We start from the raw sequence: 24,957 nt of genomic DNA on the forward strand, positions 1-24,957 counted from the left end.
TTATTCTTCTTTTTTAAACGTAAAATTGCCTCCTTTTTGTTTTAAGACCATACTTTTTTCCGTTGGATTAAACTCCAGCATTAATCCGGCTTTATCAAACCGGAACTGGTCTTTTGCTGACGCTTCCAATGCAATTGCCGGCTGACCAGGTGTTTGTAATTGTAATACGCCATTTTCCGTAGCTATCGTCATTTTTACCGGAATTTCGGCAGACGAATAGGTTCCCAGATATTGCGCCAAAACTTCCGGGCTAACGGAATAGCTTGTAAATTCCGGAATATCATACGGCTGGTTGAAAATCGCACTTAAAATCGTTAATGCAATCGCATTTCCACTGTAATTTGACCCGTTTGATGTCATCGCAAAAGAGATATCACCATCCCTAAAATAGGTAAAAGTACCGTTAAAGCCATCGATATTTCCGGCATGACCATAGCCGATTTTATCATCAAACGGCATTTTAAAAAGGCCGCGTCCATAATTGTCTTCAATTGTTTTCATTGCATCCAGACTTTCCTTTTTAAGTAATTTCCCTTTAAAAAGTCCTTCGCTAAACAATACTAAATCACCCGGAGTCGATACCATTCCACCCGCACCCATCGGAATGGACATATCCGTTTCCGGTTCGACTTTCCAGGTTTCGGAAAATCTATACGACTTGGATTCGTTATTTTCGGTATTGATCTTTCCTCCAAAAAAGGTGTTTTTTAAGCCCAATGGTTTCGCAATATGGGTTTGTACCAATTCCGAATACGGTTTTTTAAAGGTTTTTTCCAAAATATACGTCAACAATACATAATTGGAATTGCAATATTTCCCTTTACTTCCCGGTTCGAAATCACTTCCTCCTTTGGCGATAAGGGCAACCATTTCACGTGCTGTCATTGGTTTGGTATTCCAGTCTTCATAATCATCATCTCTGGTAAAATCATGAATTCCGCTATGGTGATTTAACAGTTGACTGATCGTAATTTTATTTGCATTGGCAATCGTTGGAAAAAATTTTTCAATGGTTTGATTCAGGCTTAACTTTTTGTTTTCGATAGCTTTAAAAAGCAATACCGATGTAAAGGTTTTCGAGATCGATCCAATACGGTATTTTGTATTTTCGTTTGCCTTGCGGTTGTGATCTACATCGGCATATCCAACCGATTTGGCATAAATTGGCTGACCGTTTTGAGAGATCGCCAGGCTTCCCATAAATTTATTATGGGTTTCGAGTGTTTTAAAATACAAATCCAGTTTTTGAGTGTCGATCTTTTGTGCCCATCCCAATGTCGTAACCAAAAAGGCTAGTAAACAGCCCTTTATTTCTTTTTTTATAGTCATTTATGTTGAGGCGTTTAAGGTTCTTTTTAATCGGAGTAATAAGGTGATCATAAAATAGAAAAGCACCGTCAAAACCAGCATCAATGGAATAAACCAATTGCCTAACTTTTCATATTCCAAATGCGTCACACCATAGCTTCGGTAGTAGCCCAAAATACAAATGTCATTTGCACGGTAGAAGAAACCTACGTTTTCCGGATCAAACAGTTTGGCACCGATCAGGAATAAAAAACCGAACAAAAGCAGGTATAAAACCGCAAAAATGATATAGGAAATTCCGTTTCCAATGTTTAGTACCAGGGCTTTGATCACCTGAATCGGATTAAACGTACGGGTCGCCTCATCCAGTTTTTTCTCGGCTACCAATGGTTTTAAAAAGACTTCCGGTTGTCCTAGTTTTTCCAGAATATCCAGTAAATGGGCTACCTCTTCTTTTCCGGAATCCGGATTCGACATCAGACTTTCGTAAATATGACTGTTGATTTCCAGTAAAATCTCCTGTTGATTGGCTGCATTCAGTGTTTTAATCGCCTGTTGAATCCGTGTGATATAATCCAGGTAAATTCGTTTCGAATTCGGTTCCCGGAAAGCTATTTCTTTAAATTTCATATTGCATTTATCGTTGTATTGAGACTGTCCCAATAGGTTTTCATTTCGTTTACAGTATGTAATCCCAAAGTACTAATGGTGTAATATTTCCTTGGAATACCCGATTCCTGTTCCACCCATTTTGAGGCTACCAGTTCTTCTTTTTTTAATCGGTTCATCAACGGGTATAGCGTCCCTTCCGCGATGTCGATTTGCGTTCGTTTTTTAATCTCATTGATTAAATCATACCCGTAGTATTCTTTTCCATCTTTTAGAATACTAAGCACCAAAAATGACAATGTGCCTTTTTTGAGTTGCGAGATCCATTTGGTTGTAAAATCTTCGTTCATGGGACAAATATAAAAACAAAATACATAGTATTACAAAGTATATAGTTAAAAAATATATTAGTTTAAAAAAAGTATTAAAAATCAATGCCTTAAAAACAGAACAATCCTTATTTTTGATTTTTTAATGGAATAAAAAACTCCGAAAGCACTATACTTTCGGAGTTTTAAAATACTATTTTGGTCTTTTATTTTATTCGGATGTTATGTGTTTCGAGTACCTTTTTTGCATTATCATTATCCGGGTTTAATTTTAATGATTTTTGATAAGCCTGAAGCGCCTTTTTTGTCGCACCGGTTTGTAGTAATATTTCGCCGTAGCTGTCGAACGTATTAAAACCTTTCGGATACAATTCGGTGTTTAGTTTTAAAATTTTCAGGGCTTCGTTCGTTTTTCCCGATTCCAATAATTCATATCCGAAACTATTGATCCTTTCCTCACTAACATCGTATTCCGATTGTTTCCCTTTGGCGACTTCCGATTTGAGTAATTGAATGATCGGATCAATCGCTTTTTGTTCGTTATAATAGGCCGAAACCGATTTTAAATTCATCGCCCGTTCTTTCGCTTCCTGTTCGGCAAGCGTTTCTACGCTATAGTATTTTCGCTGTTCGTCGGTTATCTGCGTCGGATCGATTTTATAACGTTCCCACCGTCCGTTAGTTCTGTTTTTAACGAATTGTGTTCCGTAAATCTGTGGTTTTCCTCTTCGCATTAAATCCCGGTCGACTGCCGCCGCATACCACCATTTATTCAGTGTTTCGTCCAATTGTATGGCTTTTTCAAAACTTTTGACCGCCATAGCCGAATCGATCGAGTCACTGCCGTGCTGAAATACAATCCCCGCATTGAGATAGTCTTTCGCGGTTTTTACCCGGTCTTCTTTAAACAATTGTGCGGTTCGTTCGCGTCTTGTTTTGTCTTCTTTATTTAAAATCGTCCAGTCAATATTCGGTTGCTTTCTGGCATTTTGATCATCATCGGCCATTTTTTGAAGTTCCGGGTTGTCTGTTGTTTGTGAAAAGGTTGTAGCCGATAGCAATAGTATCGTTATTGTTTGAAGAAAGTTTGGCTTTGTCATATTTTTGGTTTGTATATAGGGTTTGGAATAACAAGATTACTTTTTTTTTAAAAACCGAAAACTTGTAAAAATGAGACATCCTGTTATTTTGTGAAATACCAAAAAGTATCGGCCGAGCCTAACCGGGTTCCTTTATTAAAAAACTGTTTAGGCGAATGATGGTAAATTTTTCAAAGGTTTTATTCAAATGCGCCTGATCACTAAAATTATATTCGTATGCCAGTTCCGTAAAACTCTGACCATCATTCCTTCGGGCGTTCTTTGGTGCGATCGATAGAGGGAAATAACATTGTTGTAATGCGGAAAACAGGTAAACTCGGTTCTCACATTATCGGGTTTGATGTCAACATAATAATATATTGGGTTTCCGGTGAAAAGGTTTCAAAAATGGCTTTCATTTTCTATACAATGCAGGAATCCCTTTTACAATTTACCGTATTTTTCGTGCAATTGTTGTATCGTATTTCCCATTAATTCCTTAACCACTTCAATATCGATATCCGCCAGTTTTTTGACATAAATGCAGCCTTTGCTTATCTTGCATTTTCCGAGCTTTTCCAGCAACGGGTGCTGTTCTTCATTTCCCATATGAATGTATAATGAAATAGCCGCTTTTCGCGGTGAAAATCCAACCAAAGGCCAGTCTCCTTCCTGCCGGCTTCGCTCCGATTTATAATGATAGCGCCCGAAACCGATAATTGATGGTCCCCACATTTTGGGTTCAAAACCGGTAAAATCCTGCATGATTTTCACCAAAGCATAGCTATCCTGCTTTTTTTGTTCGGTAGCGGCAAAGCTGTCGATAAACTCGTGAACATTGGCGTCGGTTTGTCTGGTTTTAATGGCGGCCATACTTACTTTTATTTGATCAATAAATATAAATTGAAAATTATATAAAAATCGGATATCGGAATACATCGTTAACTAAATTTTATATAAACCCCAAACTCCTATTCCACACGATCGCACTCTTTCTTCTTTTCTCTTTCTTCTTTTCTCTTTCTTCTTAAACCATCTTTACACCGTATAACAGTATTCGTTTAAAAGCATATAATGCCGGTAGTTTTGGGAAATGTGCAGCGATTCGTTCCAAAAACACTCGTTTAAAATGCAACTGTTGATCGTCGTCCATCCGTTCTGTATAAGGCAATAAGGCAGTTCCGGAAATAAATTCAAACAAGGTTTTATGATCTTCCGCGATGATCGGATATACTTTTTGTAGCAATTGCATGTCGCGTATGCCGTTGTCGAACAAAATCTGCGCATAACGATCCAAAGACAATACCGGTGAGTCGCGTTTGTATCCTTTTAAATAGTCTGAAAAGGGCTTTTCCTGGACCATATCGAATAAAATCCGGTTTAAAATATTCTCCGTTTGCACCGGCATTTGTATCGCTAATTGTCCATCGGACTGAACGCAAGAAATGAGTTTAGGAAACAACACTTCGTGATCCGGCGACCATTGTAACGCGGCATTACTAAAAATCAGATCCCATTTTTGATCGGAATGGATAACCGATTCGGTTGTCGTCTGCTTAAAATATAGGTTCTCGTTTACAAACGCTTTTGATTTTTCCAGCATTTCGGCCGAAGCATCAATCCCGGTAAAATGACTTCCGGGAAACTGTCGGGATAAAATCGCGGTTTGTTCACCGGTTCCGCAACCTAAATCGATCGCTCTAAGATTTTCTTTCGGTTGAATAAAAGCCGCCAGGTCATAAAATGGTTGGTAACGGACTTTTTTAAACTGATCGTATCGTTCGGGATTCCAGGCCATCGTTTTTTGTTTTGGTTTAATACCGTTTCAAGTTACTATTTTTTAAAACGTATCACAAGTTTTATTACAATTCTACGCTGGCAGTTCCTTTGGTAATCAGATCCCGGTGCGCAATTCCCCATTGTGCCAGAATCGTAATTACCGGTTGTACCGTTTCGCCATAAGGTGTGAGTTCGTACATCACACTAACCGGTTGTGTCGTGATCACCGTACGTTTGATCAATTGATTTATTTCCATTTCCTTTAACTCCCGACTGAGCATTTTTCCGGAAATTCCATCGACATCCTTTAAAATATCGGAATAGCGTTTTTTTCCGAATAGCAACGATGCAATAATCGAAATCTTCCATTTACCGCCCAAAACATACATTGCATCATGTACCGCCATTATTGCCTTATTACAGGCCATTTGTGAGTGAATCGGTGTTTCCATATCCAGCTTGTTACCTCTATGTTACTATTACTTTTTGTTTGTTAGTGACAAAAGTAAACAACTTATTTCGAACTTTGTCCTCAGAATCATTAAATTGTACTATCATGGAATTAATCGAAAGCCTTAAATGGCGTTATGCGACTAAAAAATTCAACACCGAAAAAGTAAATCCCGATACTATCGACCAGATTATTAATGCGACCAATTTATCGGCTTCTTCAACCGGATTACAGCCGTATCGCCTGATTGTAGTCGAAAACCCGGAACTTAAAAAAGAATTGGGCGAAGGTTCTTTTAATACGCAAATTGCCAATTCCTCTCATCTATTGGTTTTTGCCGCATTTGAAAAAGTCACTCTTGAACAAATTGAAGACTATATGAACCATATTGCGACCGTACGCGCAATTCCGGTTGAAAATCTAGCTGATTTTAAAAATGCATTGGTAAACGGTATCTTGTCACGCGGCGACGAACACAATTTCCAATGGGCCGCCCGACAAGCCTATATCGGTCTTGGAACCGCAATGATTGCTGCTGCCGATTTACGTGTCGATTCCACACCTATGGAAGGCTTCGACCCTGAAAAATTCGATCGCCTTTTGGGTTTACAGGAAAAAGGATTAAAAAGTGTTGTGGTACTGGCTTTAGGTTACCGCGATGCCGAAAATGATACTTTTGCGACTTTTAAAAAAGTGCGTTTACCGCAGGAAGAATTTGCCATTACTGTGGCTTAATCTCATCCTTATTATTTGTAAAATCCCTTATTTAAGGGATTTTTTGTATTACAAAACGGTTTTTTGGTTGTACTAAATGCTCTGATTTTAATATTTATAGCTGAAATTCGTCCGAATTTAGTACTTTCAATACTGTTTAAAATAGTCTGCGATGTCCTTAAAACACTTATTCCAAATTTTGTTGTACCTGTTCGTTACCTCGGCGAATGCACAATCTGATGTTCGCCAATATACACGTTACACTGGCTACGGACAATTCAACCGGGAAGATCTGATCGTTTTAAGACGTTTTCAACAAAACGGACAATTGCAATATCTAACCGTAAATTGTACGACACTCGAAACCCGGATTGTACCCGCTACCGCATTACAGGTTCAAACTGCTTCCTGGGAAACACTGAAAAAACAATTTAAGGACACGCCCTATTTAAAAGCCTTGCAATATGCCTCTTCACAATCTTTTTCGTTACAGGATGCGGGGATTATTCACGGCTATCCGAAAGAAAAAGGCATTACACTAACCATCGACCTTTGTCCGTCGCACAAACCGTTGGACCGGAACATTTTTACCGATCTTATAGCTGCATTTGGTACCATTGAAAAACCGGTTCCGGTAGCACTTTCCCTATCCGGACATTTTCTGGAAAACCATCGTGACGATATCGGATGGTTACAACAACTCGAAAAGAATAATGCGATCCGTATTACCTGGATCAACCATACGTATAGTCATTTTTATGACCCTAAATTCCCCTTACAGGAGAATTTCCTACTCAAACCCGGTACCGATATTAATTTCGAAATACTACAAAACGAGGTTGTCATGCTCGAACAAGGACTTATCCCATCGGTATTTTTCCGGTTTCCCGGATTGGTATCGGATAACAAAGTCGTTGGTCTTGTAACGGATTACGGACTGATTCCAATTGGTAGTGATGCCTGGCTTGCAAAAGGACAATCAGCGACTTCCGGAAGTATTGTGCTGATTCATGGTAATGGTAATGAACCGGTTGGTGTTTCGGATTTTATCCGGTTGCTGAAAAATGAAAAAAATGCCGTACTGGAAAAACAGTGGTTGCTTTATGATCTTAGCAACAGTATCGGTTCCGAGTTTAAAAATTAGCCGCTTTTGTACTTCCTTTTTTGTATCTTAGCTGTATTCGAATTGTTTTATAAAATAACAATCCCGGTTTAGGAATGCTTCCTGAACATCCGGATTCCCAATGGAGTCCCGGTATTTTATTCTCTAATTTTATAAAACAATCACAATGAAAACTATAAAAATTGCCGTAATTGGCGGCACTGGAAAATCCGGAAAATACCTTGTACAACAACTGCTTAAAAAAGGTTTTTCCATTAGATTACTACTTCGGAATCCCGAAAATTATGATACTCAAAATCCTTTGCTTGAAATTGTAAAAGGCGATGTCCGCAATTTTGAATCGGTATTGCTTTTGTTACAGGACTGTGATAGGGTGGTAAGTACACTTGGACAACCCAAAGGCGAACCTACGATTTTTAGCACCGCAACCGGCCATATTATAAGAGCCATGCGCCACTATAAATTATCACGTTATATTGTAACAACCGGATTAAATGTAAACACGCCAACCGATGCTAAAAGTGATACAGTACAAATGGCCACTCGCTGGATGTATGATCATTTCCCGGAAACCACATATGATAAACAAAAGGAATACGAACTACTCGCGCAAAGTGATCTGGACTGGACGATGATTCGGTTGCCTTTAATCCGGCAAACCAACGAATCGTTTCCGTATCATACTTCCCTGACCGATTGCCCCGGTGCTTTTATCAGTACTACCGATCTGGCCGATTTTGTGCTACAGGAAATGGAACAACCTCGTTTTATGCGACAAGCGCCCTTTCTATATAGCTTTGATCAATAATTAAAAACGGAGTCTGATAAAGACTCCGTTCTTTTTCTCCCTACCGTTAGTCATTACGTTTATGCTTATGCGGTTTTAAAGTTGGATGTTTTGGCTTGTTATCGGGTGTTACCCGTTGCCGTTTGTCGTCTTTCCCTTTGTCCGTTTGTCTTTTTGGTCCGGGTTTAATCGCCTGAATGGTTTCCATGATTAATTTATTTATGGTTTGTAATTACCGGCAAATAACAGTCTGCAAACCGCGATTTCCTTACGGAAAACCGGAAATAAGAACACTCTATTCTAAACCTCAACTTTTAAATATTTTGTATTTCAATTTATTTTTATTGTTTTTCAATAAATTTTTACTGATATTTGTCATGTAAATTTTAAATCATCATCCTCTTATGGAAATTAAAATCACCACCAACCAGATTTTGAAAGTACTTCAAGTATTTTCCTGGATCATTTTTATCGGCTTATGTGTAGAAGCAGGCGGCATAGCTGTAAACACTATTATTTCACTTTTTATCAACCCCGATGGTGTACATAATTTTTGGGAAGGCGCCGATTATCTATCTGGTCTTTTTCAATCAGATCGAGGTCATTTTGCTGTTATTACCATTATTATGACCATCGTAGCCGTATTAAAAGCGATACTGTTTTATTGTATCGTCAAACTGTTTGTCGACAAAAAACTAAACATTGCCAATCCTTTTAGCAGTGCCTTACACCAATTTATTCAGAACATCGCGTATCTGGCTTTGGGAATCGGTTTGTTTTCGTATTACGGTTTACATTATTCTGAATGGCTTACCCAACAAGGCGCCGGAATTCCTAACTTGCGTCTCTTAAATCTCGATGGTGCCGACGTATGGCTTTTTATGGCCGTGACCCTGTTTGTAATTGCTCAAATCGTAAAACGCGGTATCGAAATTCAGAATGAAAACGATTTAACGATATAATATATGCCGATAATAGTAAACTTAGACGTTATGATGGCCAGGCGAAAGATGTCGCTGAATGAGCTTTCCGAAAAAGTCGACCTGACCCTTTCGAATCTTTCCATTTTAAAAACAGGAAAGGCAAAAGCGATCCGATTTTCGACACTGGAAGCCGTTTGTAAAGCCTTAGATTGTCAGCCCGGAGATATACTCGAATATGTAGCCGAGGATCAATAATATTTGATCCCGCTAACTTTTGAATAAACACCTGACAGGTTTTGGAAACCTGTCAGGTGTAAAATATAACAACAAAGAATTTTTATCTTTTGATCACTTACTTTTGATAGCTTTGTTAACTATCGCTAAAATGACGCCTATGGAGCCCTACTTTTACGAGGATTCTTTTTTATGTTATGAGTTTACTCCGATCAATAATGTGCATTTTATAAACGAGGCTTTTACGCTATTGACGGAACTGGAAGACGACGAGCGCAATTCCTGGGAGTCGATTCCGGAAAGTCAACAGTATTTTAACACGCGCCCTATTGGCGGTAACCGTCCTGTTCCTACATCTGATTTAGCGATTACCGTATCTGATATGACTACAAAATTGATCAACTACGGTTTTATACCCTATGCCGAGCCTGATTTTGTAAAAAACAGTACGTTTAAATCGTATCGCAATACTATTCAAAATGCGCATTGTTTTATGTATCACAATTTTGCTATTTTTTTATATGCCGAAACGACTACGATAACCTATTTATGGTTCGATTCGTTTGATGCCGAAATAGCAACGACGCCCGACAATTCCGGGATGATCGATTTTCTGTATGCTATTGGTGTAGAGCTGCAACTGGTTTTAGTCGACTGGTATAAAAAACGAATTATTGATTTAACCCAAAAAGAAGTCGTTGCCGATTATTTGGCGATGCAATAATAATAGAGACATCTGACAGTCATTTACAGCGCATAATTAACAATATAAGACATTAACACTATGATCACCTTAGAGAATCTATTAAATGAATTTGACACAACTAAATCATTCCATTTGGAAACTATTAAAGCAATAGGAAACAACGATACAATCGGAGGAGAACTGGTTGACTACTTTATCAAAAATAAGGATCGGGATTTTGCACTTCAATTTGTAGAAAGTGCATCGGAAGCTCGAAATCAACCTTATCCGAATGGATACGATGTTGGTGTTCAAACGTTAATGTTGGCAAGTTATATTTTAGGATTGCATCAAAACGTTGAAGATTGTCTGAAAATTTGGGAATCTAAAACTATAGATTTTGATACGATGTGTGGTTTTGATATTCAATTGGTTGTCTTTGCCGGATTAGAAAAAACAATTGATTATTTAAAAACTCAAAAGGACGAGGTATCAGAACAAGCGCTAAAATACATTGAAGACTGTAAAAAAAGCGGGGACTTGGATGACTTGGATGAATATTACGCCGAGGGTGAATTATTATGGTTCCTTTAAATTAAGCAGATCACGCAGAATACAAACTACACCATGAGTCATTTTTTTCTACCTTTTTCTACCTTTTTCTACCTTTTTTAATTTGTTTTAGCAGAAATGTCTGAAGAACTACTATATAATTCACGTTTAATATGCCTTGATTTTTTCACCGCATTTGGACTATTCACGTTTATCTATCTTATCCTCAAAATATTCATTAAAAAGCCTATTTTAAATCAAGTTGATAATGAATCAAATAAATTCATTTCATTAATTGGGCTTATATATTTAGTATTATATAGTATTGGAACAATTGTTGAACTGCATTTAATGAATGAAGAAGACAAAGTATTATTGTTAAACCGAATGTTTGGAAAATATTGGTTCGGATATTGGCTACAACCGCTACTATGGATTATAATTACGCAACTTTTGAGATTTAAAAATATCCGAACCAATATTTTCCTTCGAATTCTTTTTGGTTTTCTTTTCATTTTTTCTATTGAAAAACTTGTGATTCTTATAATTACCTTTCATCGGGATTATCTTCCAAGCTCCTGGACAATGTATACGGATTTGGATTTTTACCCGTCAAATTTAATTCTTGCTTTGCTATTAAAAATTACTGTTTTCTTATTTTTTGTCTTTATTTTTAAAAGAATCAGACTTGTAATCAACAAAATAAGACCTAAACAAAAAAAATAATGGATAAAATTGAAATCTGGAAAAAATATGAACTATTTGAATTGTTTCATGATTTGGAACAAGCACAAGACATTTTAAGTAAACTAACTGGTGGATCTTCTTATCATTTCGATTCCGTTGAGGATTTTTACAACGCTTTTACCGAAGAAGTCGCTGATTTAAAAGTTCAAAATGTTCCTGATTTCAGACAAATATGCTTGTGGTTTGCCCCAACTTCTATTTGGGATGGTTTTGTTGGTCATGATGGAATGGAATTAGCAAATAGGATTTATGACAGAGCTGAAAAGTGGAATAAAAACAACTTACAAAATCTATAAGATAATTTTTAATGTTGATCAAACCAAAATTATGTTCATTTTATAATTCTATAAAGAAACAAAACGACAACTTTTAAAGTTTTAACTTCCTTCTCTTTACTGACACGGATTACACCCGAGGCATTAGCCGAACCACGCGATCGGGTTCCTTTTGATGATATTGTAAAAGGTGCTAAATTTGTAGGTAAGAGAAGTACGACAATAGAGAAAGACATGGGAAAATTAACAACTATTAAATAGTTCGATGAAAATAATCGAAAAATATAAAAAAAAAGATTTCAAAGGGTTTAGCTGGCTTAATTTTTATCATCTAACAGATAGTGATGGATATAAATTTGAAGTATATATAACTGAACCTGACGATATCGTTTCTGATTTAATTTTGGCATTTTATTCTTTGTATAAGCCTTTTGTAAAAGAAATTTTAATTTCAGAATATAGACCCGATGGGCAATGGGGTGATTTTTGCTTAGATACTTGGGATATAGAAAATGATCAATACGATTATTCTCCTGAGAACAAAGAAGAGCCCACGGCAAGTTATCTTGCAATGCTAAAAGATAGTGAAATTGAACCTAATTATTCTGGTTTTTGTAAATGCTTAGATTGGGATAAATTTTTGTCTATAACGCTAAATTGTGTGGCACAGCATACAGCTCCTTATAGTATGATGTTTTATGAACCAAACAATGAGTTTGTATTTTATTTTCATCATACAGGTAGTTTTGGAGTATATTATAAAGAGTTGAATAATGCAATAAAAAGTATTATTCAAAAAGCGAGAGATGAAAATTTTGAAATCAAATACATTAATGATCAAAGAGTAGTTGCTTTTATTAATGATTGATTAAAAAAGAATATATCAAATATGTTGCTTTATAATTTTCAAAATCCGCGGTTAAACATAAAGGAGTTTGCTACAATATTTTACAGTTGTAGTTTCATTTATTGACGTGCTAAGTCAGAAAACTTTGCGTAACGGAAATCTTATTTATTTATCTATTAAAAACTCATAAATAAACTCTTTTTCCTTGTCAATATACAAGCAATACGAGCTAATTCTGTCCGATTCGTTTTGATGATAAAGTTCAATTTTAATTTCAATACAAGGTGTTGGAACGAATTCATGATCAATTAGTATTACTATAGATTTAAAAACAATTTTATCTATATTTTTAAGATGTTCCTCATCAATATTATAATAATATTCAATTGCTAATTGATAGTATTCCTCCTTATTATCTAAAATTTGCTTCTGTAAATTCATTTATAACTATCTTGAATTGTTATATGATAGCGCAGATTTGTAATCCATGCTTACTCAAATAAAATAATGCTAATCGCACGGATTATAAATCCGTGCGATATTCATAAAGTATTTACTAAAATCGCATGTCTCTTAAAAACAAAGTCTAACTTTTTAGAGTTGTAGTTTTAATTCCATTGGATTACAAATCCCCTACGATCGTTTTCTATAGCAAATGTAGCAATATAAAGATGATCAATATAACTATTGCGATTAGCGCAATCATAAAAAGGATATCCGCTATATTCTCAAGTTGTTTTCCCAATCTGGAATCGTCGTGTACGCGAATGGAACAAAACGACAATAGCGACGATATCGCCAGTAACAACGCAATTCAAGCGGTAAATTCGTCCACCAAGGTACTTTCCTGTTTATCACTGACCCGAAGTGCGGTGATCACAAAAAGACAGAATCCCAACAAATTGGCAGACGTACTTAAAATATGCGGAGCAGTTTTAGCACTTTTCATAAGTCAAAAATTATAGTAAAGTCGTTATTTCCAAGCAATGCTTCTCATTGGGTCTTAATAGCCCGAAGCCAGTTTCCGATAAAACCACCGTTTCATATAGTCGGCTGTAATAACATATACAATTACAATTGCTCCCATATAGACGTAAAATTTAAACGGTAGCACCACAAAACCAAATACACTTCCCAAAGCCGTTAACGGTAATATCAGCACCGCAAGGATGACAAATAAATTAGAAAATAACAAGGCTTTGCTCGGTGGACTTTTATAAAATGGCAAACGTGTTCGCACTACCAATACGATGAAGGCAGCCGAAACAACCGACTCGAGAAACCATCCGGTTTGGAATTGCTGTTCGTCGGCTTTAAGTACCAAAAGTAAGACGCCAAAGGTACAATAGTCGAATACCGAACTGAGCAGTCCAAAAATGATCATAAATTTTTTGATAAACCCAATATCAATTCGGTGTGGCATTTTGATGTATTCTTCATCTACATTATCGGTCGCAATGGTTGTTTCCGGTACGTCGGTCAGTAAATTCGTCAACAGGATTTGTTTGGGTAAAAGTGGTAAAAACGGAAGCAGTAACGACGCTCCGGCCATACTAAACATATTTCCAAAATTGGCACTGGTGGCCATAAATATATATTTCATCGTATTGGCAAAAGTCCTTCTGCCTTCTTTAATACCTCTGGCCAGTACTTCCAGATCCTGATCCATGAGTACAAAATCGGCCGCTTCTTTGGCGACATCAACAGCTGTATCAACCGAAATTCCAACGTCGGCAGCATGTAATGCGGCAGCATCATTGATTCCATCGCCCATAAATCCAACGACATTATTGGATTTTTTAAGTGCCAGAATAATCTGTTCCTTCTGATTCGGCTCGACTTCGGCAAAAATATCGGCTTGTAACACTTTTGAAACCAAGGCCGCGCTGCTCATTTTCCGCAAATCACTCCCTTTTACCACCACGGCATTTTTCATCCCTACCTGTTGCGCCAGACTTTCGGCAACAAGGGCATTATCGCCCGTGATAATTTTTAAAGCGACTCCAAGACTTCTCAGGTCGGCAATCGCGGTAATAGCACTTTCTTTGGGCGGGTCAAAAAAAGTAACAAACCCCAGAAATACCATCTCTTTTTCCGATTCTCTGGAGATCTTTGGTTGATCACTGTTTTTCCAGCAAAGCCCTAATGTCCGATACCCTTCTTTGCTGTATCGCTCGTACAAGTCTATTAAATGCTTACGATTCTCCTCCGTAAGCGGACGAATAGTATCTTTATCGACCTGTACCTGACTACAAACGTCCATAACCTGCTGGAAGGCTCCTTTGGTTATAATCGTTGGATTTCCGTCGAGTGCCACCAGAATGCTCAATCTTTTCCGAATAAAATCATACGGGACTTCATCCAGTACTTTTGGCAATGTTATCGTATCATTTTGAAAGGCCTCGATGATGGCTTCATCAATCGGGTTTTTAAATCCCTGTTGCAATGCCGAATTATATAGGGCAAATTGCGTTACTTTTTCGTTTTCGGTATCCTTACCGTCGAATGCTTTGTATAGTTTTACTTTTCCCTGTGTAATCGTTCCTGTTTTGTCCGAACACAGGATATTCATACTTCCGAAATTTTCAATCGCTGCCAGTCTTTTGACGATCACTTGCTTTTTGGCCATTTTTTTGGCACCGGTAGACAAGTTGACCGTTATAATGACCGGAAGTAACTGTGGGGTTAATCCGACAGCCAATGCCAATGAAAATAGAAAGGAGTCTAAAATAGGTTTGTGCAACAGTACGTTTACCGCAAAGATGATCAGGATTAGCACCAATGTGATTTCCATCAACATAAATCCGAACTTTTTGATGCCTCTTTCGAATTCCGTTTCCGGGATACTGGTTCGCAAGCGATCGGAAATTTTTCCAAATTCCGTGCAGCTACCTGTCGTTGTTACTATGGCAGTGGCCTTTCCGCTAATGACGTGCGACCCCATAAACAGCATATTCGAACGTTTCGCAAGGGGAGCCTCAACATCTACGGTTCCCTCCTGCTTTTCGACCGGATAACTTTCACCGGTAAAAGCGGCTTCGTCTACAAAAAGATCCTGAGACGTCAATAGAATACTGTCGGCCGGAATAATATCTCCTGCTGCTAATGTGATCACATCGCCCGGAACAATGGCTTCCGTTGGCAGTTCTTCCAGCTTTCCGTCGCGGAAAAGGCTTACAGTGACCTGAACCATTTTTAACAGTTTGGCTACGGCATTGGAAGCACCATATTCCTGCCAGAATCCCAGACCACTGCTCACCAGAACGATGATTAGAATAATAATCGCATCGGTATGATCCTGTAGGATAAACGATAGTACCGCAGCGGCAATCAGAATCAGGGTTATCGGACTTTTAAACTGATTGAAAAACAGCATATACGCACTGGATGTGTTTTTCCCTTTTAAGGTATTCGGGCCAAACTTTTCGATCCGTTGGCGGGCTTCTTCTTCCGAGATTCCTTTTTCGTTCGATTTTAATACCGTAAACAATGCATCGGGTTGCATCGACCAGTAGTGTACGGATGCTGTCTGATCTGATTTTTGATTGGTATTTCCCATAAACCACAATTATTAAAGCAGTTATGCATTATCACTGTTAAATTTATGATTTTTTTATTGCTATTCTCTTTAAAAAGCAACTTTTTTAACGAGACATAAAAGATCTTTAGTCTTATTTCGTTTTCTGCTAACTTTTTTATTTATCTCAAATTTATCTTACATTTTTTTAAGTAAATTGGCTAACTAATTTTAAGCTATAGTGCTTTTTACCAATAAATCCGTTTTACAAACAAACGAATCAATTCCAAAACAAATGAACGAATCAGAAAATCTTCTAATAAACGCAATTCTAAATTTTGAGAACACCATTCAAGGATCTATTGCTTGGGAGGATTTAAAGGATGTCGATTTTGCCATGTGGCTTCCCTCGGAAGAGGATGCTATTTTTGAATCATCCCCTATTATCAACAAATGGACAACGGCCTATTCCATCACTCAACGTTATTGGTCTTATATCACTGCCGATCTGCTTAAAACCTTAAAGCTGGTTGACGAAAATACACACCGATTGGGACTTCCTGATGCATTTCAGGCTTTTGCTTTCCTGACAACTGATGGCGAGCAAGTAATTGTATCCCTATCTAAAGAAAAAGGCATTCGGTATCATTTTGCAAGGACAACTTCCTTAGCATACCGATTACAGTTTATGGATAAATTTATCCTGTATTGTAAAAGCTGGAAAGAATTAATCGATTCCCGTACCGGAATGCAGGATGATGATTTAGGATTTTTTAATTGGTGGACGCTTACCGTTGAGACTTCCATCTCTGTCGAAAAAAAAGATCCCCTGACCGGTGTAGGGATCATTACAAAATAAAAAAACTATAACCCTAAAAAGTTGTAGTTTGTTTTTATTTTATTGATATGGATTAAATCTGAGACTATCGAATTGATCAAAAAACACCTTCTCTCGGGATAAATAATTTGGACAAATTGATGATAAATATAAAACTTTTCAAAAAATAATACCTATGTCAAATCAAAATCATGAAATAGATTTTTTTACTCAGGAAGAATTAGATTTTTTTAAAATTTGGCAACTTGAATCCTATGATCCAAAAAATAAAAAACACGTTGAAGCGAAAAACTATTTAATGAATACTGTCTGGGAAAAGAGTATTTATTTGGGAAAAGAAATTGTAAAGAGATTAGAAGGCTTTAACGTTGAAGGGAAGAAAATTTGGCATCAAAGAGGTTGGAAGGAAAATAACAAAGGAGATAATGTTCAAGCAGCCATTTTCAAACCTTACACTTGGGTTAAAATATTTAAGAATACCGATAAAGGAAAAGATATCTTTTTTACATTCGGAATAGACGCCCATCCATCTGTAAAAGCTTTTGTATACAAAATCGATTGTCAAGACAAAAGAGATTCTAAGCTAAATAATTCTCAGATTGAGCTTTGTAAGTCATTAATTCCAAAAACTGGCAAATGGAATGAAATCATCTTTGAAGATTTATTAACCAACAATTGGGAGTATTTAATCAATATCTGCGTTAAATTTATTAATGCTCATGTTGAGCATTACGACGCCATTATCAATTCTGTTTGGGGCGAACCAATTCCTCCCGCGCTTTTCAAAAACCAACTTGTAAAAAAAGACAGACCGACTAATGGTTTTGAATCTATACCTGAAAATAAAAAAGAATTTGAAGGTGTTGATATTGATTTTCAAAGTAAAGCTAAAACTCAAAAAGATTTAGGCGACGCAGGAGAAGCATTGGTAAAACAAAGAGAAATTGATTTTTTAAATGAAAAAGGGTTACATGATAAAGCTTCCTTAGTCGATATTGTTAAAGATGGAAAAGGCTATGATGTTTTTTCATTTGATGAAAATGGAGTTGAAAAATTCATAGAAGTAAAAACAACTACAGGCAATGAATATTCTCCATTTTATCTAAGTGATAATGAGTTCGATTTCATGAGATTACATCCTAATCAATATAGTATTTATAGAATTTACAACTATGATGCTGAAAATAACTTTGGAGAATTTTTCGAACTAAATAAAAATGTAGAAAATCAGCTATTAATGAAACCTATTCAATATCAGGTATTAATTAAAAAAACTAATATTTAACAATTATACACCCTGAGATTAAATCGCAGGGCTATCCTAAACACAAGACGACAACTTTTAGCTTGTACTGTTTTATTGACAAGGGTTACAAATTAGCACTACTAAAAAAGAGATGATCAATGATGCTTATCCCTTTGGGTTCGTTTCAATGTTTTTGTCTAAATTTGGTGTTCTTATACTAATTTAACTACAATTATAAAAAACGAATAACACAAATAGTACATGAAATTAGCTTCAATTGACAACAAGACCAGAGATGGACAATTAGTAGTCGTAAATAAAGAATTAACTAAAGCAGTAAAAGTGCCTGAAATTGCAGCAACCATGCAATTTGCAATCGATAATTGGAAAGAAACTGAGGCTAAATTACAACGTGTTTATGAAGACTTAAACGCAGACAAGCTACCTGATACATTTGATTTTTCTTCTGCCCGCGTTTTAGCACCAATTCCGAGAGCGTACCATTGGGCCGACGGAAGTGCTTATGTGACCCATGTAGAACTGGTGCGTAAGGCCCGAAATTCGGAATTACCGGAATCTTTTTGGACAGATCCGTTAATGTATATGGGCGCTTCTGACGCATTTATTGGGGCTAATGACGACATAATGATTGAAAACGAAGAATGGGGTATTGATTTCGAATCGGAAGTAGCCGTTATTACTGATGATGTTCCAGCCGGAACAAATCCGGAAGACGCTTTACATCACATTAAACTAATCACAATTATCAATGATGTTTCGCTAAGAAATCTGATTCCTAATGAATTATCCAAACAATTTGGATTTTATCAATCCAAACCCTGGACATCATTTGCACCGGTCGTTGTTACTCCAGACGAATTGGATGGTGACTGGACAAACGGAAAGCTCCATTTACCCTTATATTCAACTTTAAATGGCAAACGTATCGGTTCTCCTAATGCAGGAATCGATATGACATTTGACTTTGGTCAGCTAATCGCACATGCTTCTAAAACGCGTTCTTTAATGGCCGGAACTGTTATCGGCTCCGGAACAGTGGCTAACCAGGGAAGCCTGAATGGTTCAAGCTGTTTGGCTGAAGTTAGATGTTTAGAAATCATAAAAGACGGAAAAGCGTCCACTCCGTTTATGCGTTTTGGAGACAGCATTGAAATTGAAATGAAAGACCGTAACGGCAATTCAATATTTGGTAAAATCAATCAAGTCGTAAAAGAATACAAAAAATAACAATTACCGATAACATCAGTAGTTTTTATCCTGTAAAACCTATTCCTAACGGGAGTAGGTTTTTAGTTTTATGGTATAGCGATACCTGTTTATTAATTCATCCTAAACCATTAGCCACAATTATAAAAAAACGAACTAAATGACAACTTTTCCAGTAACAGCCTCAACATTATCAGAAACAGCATTAGGGAATTTTATAAAAGAAAAATACCCGCTATCCGAAAATCTTAATTGTAAATTATTTAGAACAGGCGTAAATCATACTTACTTTATTTCGGATCATGAAACAAAATTTGTTTTTAGAGTGTATTGTCATAAATGGCGAACAAAAACAGAAATTGAGCAAGAATTAGCGCTTTTAAATTTACTCAAACAAAATTCGCTTTCTGTTTCTTATCCCATTTCAGATCGCAATGGAACCTTTATTCAGGAAATTAATGCTCCCGAGGGCATTCGATATGGCGTACTTTTTTCTTTTGCTAAAGGTGAAAAAATGCGATTTATGTCCAACGAAACGTGCTTTTCCATTGGTTCGCTGATGGCTAAAATTCACAACATAACCGAACGTAAAAAAATTGACCGGGTAAATTATGATTCCGAAATACTTCTGAATCAACCCCATGCCAATTTAAAGCCTTTTTTTAACGAAGATTTAGACGAAATGACGTTCTTAAAAGAAATCGGTAGTACAATAGCAACGAGAATTAAAGACCGTAATTTATCCGAAAATAAAACCGGAATCGTTCATTTGGATATTTGGTATGATAATTTAAGTGTAAATAATGAAAATGAAATCACCATTTTTGATTTTGACAATTGCGGAAATGGGTTATTAATTTTAGATGTCGGCTATTTTTGCAAACAGTTATTTTTTATAGAATCGGATAAAAATGAATATGAATCAAAAGTGAAAAGCTTTCTAAATGGCTACCAAAAAATAAGGAATTTATCCAAAGAAGAAATGGAATCAATTCCAGAAGCCGGAGCGTCAATTTTTGTATTTTATCTCGGTGTACAAGCCCAACGATTTGATTGGTCGAATATATTTTTTACGGAGAACTATCTAAAAATGTATGTGGGAAGAATCCGCAATTGGATGGAATATTATGAGCAAAAAAGAACTGTGGCTAGTTCCGAGAGTACGAACTTGTAATTGTACTACTTTTATAAAGTATTCACTAAAACCGCATATCCTCTAAAAACAAAACTACAACTTTTTACAGTTGTAGTTTGCTTCTGTTTTCTAGCACGGCACATCCGAGGCTTTAGTCGAACGGATGAAATAAATCCACGCTATCGGGCGTTTCTTGAGCTATTTCTTTTATTAATTAAGCTTTGTTGAAATCATGTATCTGACAAAATTTGAGCGTTTTTTGTTTAGTTTTATTATAAATGCAAACAAGTTTGTACATTAGTTTAAAACAACAGTGCTTAGAATATTAACAGAAAAAACAACAGAAAAGATGAAATTTATTTATTACAACTTGCTTTTTATTCTTGTAACATTTATAAGTTGCTCTAACGCATCACAACCAAACGATCCAATTCCAGAATACGAGACTTTTAAAATTCAGTCTAAAAAAGTTGGGGAAGAGAGAATTATTAATATTTGGACGCCAATGAACTATAAAACAGAATCTGACTCATTACCTGTAATGTATATGGCTGACGGTGGAATAAAAGAAGATTTTCCGCACATGGCAAATACTTTGGCGAAGTTAATTAAAGAAAACAAAATAAGACCTTTAATTCTCGTAGGGATTGAAAACACACAACGAAGAAGGGATTTGACAGGATTTACAGAAGTAGCAAAAGACAAAAAAATCGCACCAATTGTTGGTGGTTCAAAAAAGTTTAGAGCGTTTATTCAAGACGAGCTTTTCCCTGAAATAGAGAAACGATACAGAACAACGTATGAAAAAAGTATTATTGGTGAATCTGCATCAGGACTTTTTGTTATGGAAACATTTTTCTTGACACCTGAAATGTTTGACAATTACATTGCTTTTGACCCATCGCTTTGGTGGAATAATCATTACTTAGTAAGAACTGCAAAAGAACATTTGGCTAAATTTCCATCATCTAACAAACGACTTTGGTTTGCAGGTTCAAACGCAGAAGATATCGCGCCATTTACAAAAGAATTAGCAGATATTTTGAAAATAGAAAACCGAGCAAACGTACAATGGAAATTTTCTGACGAACCGAAAGAAAAGCACACAACCATATTCAGAGCTACAAAGGAAAAGGCAATTATATGGACATTAAACAAAACGGAATAAAAGCCCAACGCACTGCCCTGATGGTGTGGATTTATAATCCGTTTCTAAATATTATTGACACTATCCCAAAAAGTGTGTAAGTTAAAAAATAACAGGGTTTGACTTTTTATTTAAAGTTGAACCCTTTTTTCAAATATGGTTAAGAACTGATTGAGGATTAATCCCCAATTATGGATTGGCATAGTCCATTTTTTGGTTGCTTCTCTTAAAGCCAAATATACGGATTTTAAAACGGCTTCATCCGTAGGGAATGACAATTTGTTTTTGGTATATTTTCTAATTTTCCCATTAAGATTTTCAATTAGATTTGTGGTGTAAATGATTTTTCTGATTTCAATTGGGAAGTCAAAAAAGACGGTAAGTTCCTCCCAGTTTTCTTCCCAGGATTTAACCGCATAAGGATATTTATGATTCCATTTGCTGGCAAAATCTTCCAAAGCTCCTTTTGCAGCTTGTTTGGTTGGCGCATCATAAACCTGTTTCATATCTTTAGAAAACTCCTTTTTATCTTTCCAGACTACATAACGGGCTGAGTTTCTAATTTGATGAACAACACAGATTTGTGTTTGAGATTCCGGGAATACGTTTTTAATGGTTTGTGTAAAGCCATTGAGGTTATCAGTTGCAGTAATGAGAATATCTTCCACACCTCGGGCTTTTAAATCCGTTAATACTCCCAACCAAAAACTGGCACTTTCATTCTTGCCTAACCATATACCAAGAACTTCCTTTTTACCGTCTCTGTTTAGGCCTACAGCTAAATAGATAGTCTTATTAATAACTTTGGAACTTTCTCGAACTTTAAACACAATCCCATCCATCCAAACAATTAAGTAAACGGGATCTAATGGACGGTTTTGCCAAGCAATAATATCATTGGCTACTGATTCTGTAATCCTGGATATAGTAGAGGTAGATACATCAAAATTATAAACTTCTCTTATCTGCTCTTCAATATCGCTAACACTCATTCCTTTTGCATAAAGTGATATGATGACATTTTCCAATCCGTCAGCCATATTTTGCCTTTTAGGAATTATCATGGGATTGAAAGAAGCTTCTCTGTCTCTGGGAACCTGAAGTTCTGATTCTCCAAATGAGGTTTTAACCTTTTTGTTGGAATAACCGTTCCTAGAATTGGATGTCGTTGATTTTTCGTGTTTATCGTAACCTAAATGAGCATCTAACTCACCATTCAAGATGGCTTCTAAACCACGTTTTTGTAGTTGGGCAAGAAAACCATTTAAGTCTTCACCTGTTTTGAACTGTTTTAAAAACTCTTCTGATAATAACTCTTCTTTTTTCATAAGACTGTGTAACATTTAAAATTAAACAAAAAAATAATGGGGTTTTAAAACCCCATTATTTTTATACTTACACAGTTAGTGAGATACTACCTTATAATGCCGAATACCATTGCTGGAAACGGATTATTGACTTTAGATATTAATTTATATTATAACTTATTACCTCATATGAATCTCCTTCATTTTCTTTAATAAAACCTATTTCCTCTACTGTAGTGCGCTTTTTATAATTCACTTTGTATTTATGAATTGTTATACCTTTTTCAGGATTAGTTACACTAATTAAAGTTTTATTTAGAAATTTACCAAAAGTCTGATTTTTCTGTTCCATAATTTCTTTAAACTTAAAATACGGCGTTTTTTGATAAAACCGAAAACTCATCAAGGAATTCAAATGCTTAACATTATTTTGATTTTTATAAAATAAATCAGCTATTTCTTCCGCAGTTAAACTTTTTTCACGTTTGTTTGGATTAATTACTGTTTTTGATATAAGTTTCCCATTTGCATCTCTCAACTCTTCAGTTTGCACTTCTTGAGCGATAAATATTGTTGGAATCATTATCAATAAAAATATTAAGAGCTTTTTCATTTCAATTGTTTCTTTTTCAAATTTAGTTTTTATTTTTTTGATAATCTTGTAAAGCTTCTTTTTGATTTAAGTTAAACATGGAGTCATTTCTATAAACTCTAATGATATATTCTCCTTTCTTTTTAATCAAACTATCACCTTTTTTAATAACTGACCAAAAATCCCCTTCAATTAAAGAATTGCCATTAGTAAAATATATAGTTGGATTGTTATGATTACTTTTATCGTAGTCTTTATACTTGACAACTCCAGTGTAACTGCTGTTGTATATATGTTCTAATGAGAGTTTATAACTATTGGCTTTATTTTTATCAGTATTTTTATAAAGAAATTCCCAACCAATCATAAAAGTTATAAATATTATAATAATAAAACCCAAAGCTTTATATAAAAAATTGTTAGAAAACTCGATACCAGTCTTTTTCATACGATTATAATTTAAAAGTCCAAGTTTTAGTTTCACTTATAGTTCCCCCGACTTGTATGTTAGGTACGCTTATACCTGGATAATGACCAGTTTGACTTCCTGCTTGATAAATGTAAGGTCTTTCTTGAGCTCCCTTTATATAAGAGCCATAGTCACTAAATCCATTTCCTTGAGTACCTCCTCTTTCATAAGTAACAGTCCCAAATCCTGCACTAAAGGAATTTCCTTTACCTCCAAAATCATTAACAGAAAAAGGATTATCACCAGTAGGAGTGACAACACCACCTTTCATTCCGTAACCACCTCCAAAGCCTGAATTTCCTCCAAATGTAAAATATAAGGCTTTGCCTCCTGATGAATCGCTAACTAAACCAAGTTCAAATGAAATGCCGCCTCCAACAGCTCCTCCCATTGAAAAGCCACTAAAAGTTCCAGATTTATTTTCAGGACTTACAATAGTAGTTCCTCCAGGTGTTGTCAAATTACCATTGCTAAAATCTACATTTTGACCATTTTTGTCACTTACCGTGCCATCATTATGATATGTATAAGAATATCTACCATCTGCTTTGCCGTCTGTGGTGCTCACAGTACGAGTTCCTTCATTTACAATATTTACATCATTTCCATAAGCGGCTACCGCCTGTTCATTTGTTTTGATTGTTGAATCATAGAAGAAAGTTGAATTACCATCTTTTCCTTTTCTTTCAATCCAATCATCACTTTCCATTCCTGTAGGGTCTATAAAACGTAAAGGGTTATTATTTAAAAACGATTGCGGAGATAGACGATAGAACTTTTCAGCAAGTGGGTCATGAGTTGTTGTTCTGCCTATATCAGGCATATATCCACGTGCTCCATAATCGTACATATTCAGCCCCAGCTCGTCCTGCAATTCCTTCCCATTGAACTTATACTTACACAGTTAGTGAGATACTACCTTCATATTCAGGTACAAATTGGTCGGTTAATTTTCCTTTAAATCCTTTTAGAATCCAGAAGAAAAAACCACCAATCCAAAGTGAAGTGAGTTTTGCTGCGAAAGGTTCTCTAGCCAT

Annotated in this window: 30 protein-coding genes; 14 read left to right on the plus strand and 16 right to left on the minus strand. The window is 36.0% G+C overall.

What is annotated here, in order from left to right; translation table 11 throughout:
• The 7 genes from ABFU83_RS09160 to ABFU83_RS09190 all read right to left on the minus strand — a co-directional run bounded on the left by ABFU83_RS09160 (position 1) and on the right by ABFU83_RS09190 (position 5,556).
• The gene (locus ABFU83_RS09160; RefSeq protein WP_347065383.1) at positions 1 to 1,329 is read right to left on the minus strand and encodes a serine hydrolase domain-containing protein; all 1,329 of its coding nucleotides are present in this window, start codon (positions 1,327 to 1,329) and stop codon (positions 1 to 3) included.
• Entirely contained in the window at positions 1,330 to 1,938 is a 609-nt protein-coding gene (locus ABFU83_RS09165; RefSeq protein WP_347065384.1) for a hypothetical protein, read from the minus strand. It lies immediately after the preceding gene.
• Positions 1,935 to 2,267 (minus strand): PadR family transcriptional regulator, encoded by a 333-nt coding sequence (locus ABFU83_RS09170; RefSeq protein ID WP_136402738.1) that lies wholly within the window; start codon positions 2,265 to 2,267, stop codon positions 1,935 to 1,937. The genes ABFU83_RS09165 and ABFU83_RS09170 overlap by 4 nt, the downstream gene beginning before the upstream one ends.
• A gap of 185 nt (positions 2,268 to 2,452) precedes the next feature.
• Complete coding sequence (locus ABFU83_RS09175; protein ID WP_347065385.1) at positions 2,453 to 3,346, minus strand: tetratricopeptide repeat protein; 894 nt, start codon at positions 3,344 to 3,346, stop codon at positions 2,453 to 2,455.
• A gap of 423 nt (positions 3,347 to 3,769) precedes the next feature.
• Positions 3,770 to 4,198 carry a DUF1801 domain-containing protein gene (locus ABFU83_RS09180; RefSeq protein WP_347065386.1) on the minus strand — a complete coding sequence of 143 codons (429 nt, stop codon included), beginning with the start codon at positions 4,196 to 4,198 and terminating at the stop codon, positions 3,770 to 3,772.
• A gap of 154 nt (positions 4,199 to 4,352) precedes the next feature.
• A complete protein-coding gene (locus ABFU83_RS09185; RefSeq protein WP_347065387.1) occupies positions 4,353 to 5,123 on the minus strand; it encodes a methyltransferase domain-containing protein in 771 nt (256 codons plus the stop codon).
• Between the two features lie 64 nt (positions 5,124 to 5,187).
• Positions 5,188 to 5,556: a helix-turn-helix domain-containing protein gene (locus tag ABFU83_RS09190; RefSeq protein WP_347065388.1), complete on the minus strand. Its 369-nt coding sequence runs from the start codon at positions 5,554 to 5,556 to the stop codon at positions 5,188 to 5,190.
• Positions 5,557 to 5,660: 104 nt separating this feature from the next.
• Here ABFU83_RS09190 and ABFU83_RS09195 point away from each other — a divergent pair, with 104 nt between their 5' ends.
• The 3 genes from ABFU83_RS09195 to ABFU83_RS09205 all read left to right on the plus strand — a co-directional run bounded on the left by ABFU83_RS09195 (position 5,661) and on the right by ABFU83_RS09205 (position 8,200).
• Positions 5,661 to 6,290 carry an NAD(P)H-dependent oxidoreductase gene (locus ABFU83_RS09195; protein WP_347065389.1) on the plus strand — a complete coding sequence of 210 codons (630 nt, stop codon included), beginning with the start codon at positions 5,661 to 5,663 and terminating at the stop codon, positions 6,288 to 6,290.
• Positions 6,291 to 6,441: 151 nt separating this feature from the next.
• Positions 6,442 to 7,413 (plus strand): polysaccharide deacetylase, encoded by a 972-nt coding sequence (locus ABFU83_RS09200; protein ID WP_347065390.1) that lies wholly within the window; start codon positions 6,442 to 6,444, stop codon positions 7,411 to 7,413.
• 145 nt (positions 7,414 to 7,558) lie between these two features.
• A complete protein-coding gene (locus ABFU83_RS09205; RefSeq protein ID WP_347065391.1) occupies positions 7,559 to 8,200 on the plus strand; it encodes an NAD(P)H-binding protein in 642 nt (213 codons plus the stop codon).
• Between the two features lie 46 nt (positions 8,201 to 8,246).
• On the opposite strand, the gene ABFU83_RS09210 is transcribed toward ABFU83_RS09205, so the two are convergent.
• Complete coding sequence (locus tag ABFU83_RS09210; RefSeq protein WP_347065392.1) at positions 8,247 to 8,387, minus strand: hypothetical protein; 141 nt, start codon at positions 8,385 to 8,387, stop codon at positions 8,247 to 8,249.
• 196 nt (positions 8,388 to 8,583) lie between these two features.
• Between ABFU83_RS09210 and ABFU83_RS09215 the strand changes: the two genes are divergently transcribed.
• The 6 genes from ABFU83_RS09215 to ABFU83_RS09240 all read left to right on the plus strand — a co-directional run bounded on the left by ABFU83_RS09215 (position 8,584) and on the right by ABFU83_RS09240 (position 12,463).
• A complete protein-coding gene (locus ABFU83_RS09215; RefSeq protein WP_347065393.1) occupies positions 8,584 to 9,141 on the plus strand; it encodes a DUF2975 domain-containing protein in 558 nt (185 codons plus the stop codon).
• Between the two features lie 3 nt (positions 9,142 to 9,144).
• Complete coding sequence (locus tag ABFU83_RS09220; RefSeq protein WP_136402731.1) at positions 9,145 to 9,357, plus strand: helix-turn-helix transcriptional regulator; 213 nt, start codon at positions 9,145 to 9,147, stop codon at positions 9,355 to 9,357.
• 139 nt (positions 9,358 to 9,496) lie between these two features.
• Entirely contained in the window at positions 9,497 to 10,060 is a 564-nt protein-coding gene (locus tag ABFU83_RS09225) for a hypothetical protein (protein WP_347065394.1), read from the plus strand.
• 60 nt (positions 10,061 to 10,120) lie between these two features.
• Positions 10,121 to 10,615 carry a hypothetical protein gene (locus tag ABFU83_RS09230; RefSeq protein ID WP_347065395.1) on the plus strand — a complete coding sequence of 165 codons (495 nt, stop codon included), beginning with the start codon at positions 10,121 to 10,123 and terminating at the stop codon, positions 10,613 to 10,615.
• 683 nt (positions 10,616 to 11,298) lie between these two features.
• Positions 11,299 to 11,616, plus strand: coding sequence for a hypothetical protein (locus ABFU83_RS09235; RefSeq protein WP_347065396.1), 318 nt, complete (start codon positions 11,299 to 11,301; stop codon positions 11,614 to 11,616).
• 244 nt (positions 11,617 to 11,860) lie between these two features.
• Positions 11,861 to 12,463, plus strand: a complete 603-nt coding sequence (locus tag ABFU83_RS09240; protein WP_347065397.1) for a hypothetical protein — start codon at positions 11,861 to 11,863, stop codon at positions 12,461 to 12,463.
• Positions 12,464 to 12,607: 144 nt separating this feature from the next.
• Here ABFU83_RS09240 and ABFU83_RS09245 read toward each other — a convergent pair whose 3' ends face one another.
• The 3 genes from ABFU83_RS09245 to mgtA all read right to left on the minus strand — a co-directional run bounded on the left by ABFU83_RS09245 (position 12,608) and on the right by mgtA (position 16,001).
• On the minus strand, positions 12,608 to 12,883 hold the full coding sequence (locus tag ABFU83_RS09245) for a hypothetical protein (protein WP_347065398.1): 276 nt from the start codon (positions 12,881 to 12,883) through the stop codon (positions 12,608 to 12,610).
• 373 nt (positions 12,884 to 13,256) lie between these two features.
• Complete coding sequence (locus ABFU83_RS09250; protein ID WP_347065399.1) at positions 13,257 to 13,391, minus strand: hypothetical protein; 135 nt, start codon at positions 13,389 to 13,391, stop codon at positions 13,257 to 13,259.
• 54 nt (positions 13,392 to 13,445) lie between these two features.
• On the minus strand, positions 13,446 to 16,001 hold the full coding sequence (gene mgtA, locus ABFU83_RS09255) for a magnesium-translocating P-type ATPase (protein WP_347065400.1): 2,556 nt from the start codon (positions 15,999 to 16,001) through the stop codon (positions 13,446 to 13,448).
• Between the two features lie 253 nt (positions 16,002 to 16,254).
• On the opposite strand from mgtA, the gene ABFU83_RS09260 reads away from it, so the two are divergent.
• The 5 genes from ABFU83_RS09260 (at position 16,255) to ABFU83_RS09280 (ending at position 21,573) form a co-directional block, all read left to right on the plus strand.
• Positions 16,255 to 16,818, plus strand: coding sequence for a hypothetical protein (locus ABFU83_RS09260; protein ID WP_347065401.1), 564 nt, complete (start codon positions 16,255 to 16,257; stop codon positions 16,816 to 16,818).
• Positions 16,819 to 16,972: 154 nt separating this feature from the next.
• Positions 16,973 to 18,082 (plus strand): DUF3883 domain-containing protein, encoded by a 1,110-nt coding sequence (locus ABFU83_RS09265; RefSeq protein ID WP_347065402.1) that lies wholly within the window; start codon positions 16,973 to 16,975, stop codon positions 18,080 to 18,082.
• Between the two features lie 222 nt (positions 18,083 to 18,304).
• The gene (locus ABFU83_RS09270; RefSeq protein ID WP_347065403.1) at positions 18,305 to 19,291 is read left to right on the plus strand and encodes a fumarylacetoacetate hydrolase family protein; all 987 of its coding nucleotides are present in this window, start codon (positions 18,305 to 18,307) and stop codon (positions 19,289 to 19,291) included.
• Positions 19,292 to 19,430: 139 nt separating this feature from the next.
• Positions 19,431 to 20,444 carry a phosphotransferase gene (locus ABFU83_RS09275; protein ID WP_347065404.1) on the plus strand — a complete coding sequence of 338 codons (1,014 nt, stop codon included), beginning with the start codon at positions 19,431 to 19,433 and terminating at the stop codon, positions 20,442 to 20,444.
• A 310-nt stretch (positions 20,445 to 20,754) separates the two neighbouring features.
• Complete coding sequence (locus ABFU83_RS09280) at positions 20,755 to 21,573, plus strand: alpha/beta hydrolase-fold protein (protein WP_347065405.1); 819 nt, start codon at positions 20,755 to 20,757, stop codon at positions 21,571 to 21,573.
• A gap of 110 nt (positions 21,574 to 21,683) precedes the next feature.
• Here ABFU83_RS09280 and ABFU83_RS09285 read toward each other — a convergent pair whose 3' ends face one another.
• From ABFU83_RS09285 to ABFU83_RS09305, 5 genes are all read right to left on the minus strand, one after another.
• Entirely contained in the window at positions 21,684 to 22,880 is a 1,197-nt protein-coding gene (locus ABFU83_RS09285) for an IS256 family transposase (RefSeq protein WP_347065406.1), read from the minus strand.
• Between the two features lie 139 nt (positions 22,881 to 23,019).
• Entirely contained in the window at positions 23,020 to 23,472 is a 453-nt protein-coding gene (locus tag ABFU83_RS09290) for a hypothetical protein (protein ID WP_347065407.1), read from the minus strand.
• A gap of 22 nt (positions 23,473 to 23,494) precedes the next feature.
• Positions 23,495 to 23,899: a hypothetical protein gene (locus tag ABFU83_RS09295; RefSeq protein WP_347065408.1), complete on the minus strand. Its 405-nt coding sequence runs from the start codon at positions 23,897 to 23,899 to the stop codon at positions 23,495 to 23,497.
• A 4-nt stretch (positions 23,900 to 23,903) separates the two neighbouring features.
• The gene (locus tag ABFU83_RS09300; protein ID WP_347065409.1) at positions 23,904 to 24,794 is read right to left on the minus strand and encodes an RHS repeat-associated core domain-containing protein; all 891 of its coding nucleotides are present in this window, start codon (positions 24,792 to 24,794) and stop codon (positions 23,904 to 23,906) included.
• A gap of 22 nt (positions 24,795 to 24,816) precedes the next feature.
• Positions 24,817 to 24,957, minus strand: a complete 141-nt coding sequence (locus ABFU83_RS09305) for a hypothetical protein (protein ID WP_347065410.1) — start codon at positions 24,955 to 24,957, stop codon at positions 24,817 to 24,819.

The sequence above is a fragment of the Flavobacterium sp. WV_118_3 genome, assembly GCF_039778605.1.
Taxonomy (GTDB): Bacteria; Bacteroidota; Bacteroidia; order Flavobacteriales; family Flavobacteriaceae; genus Flavobacterium.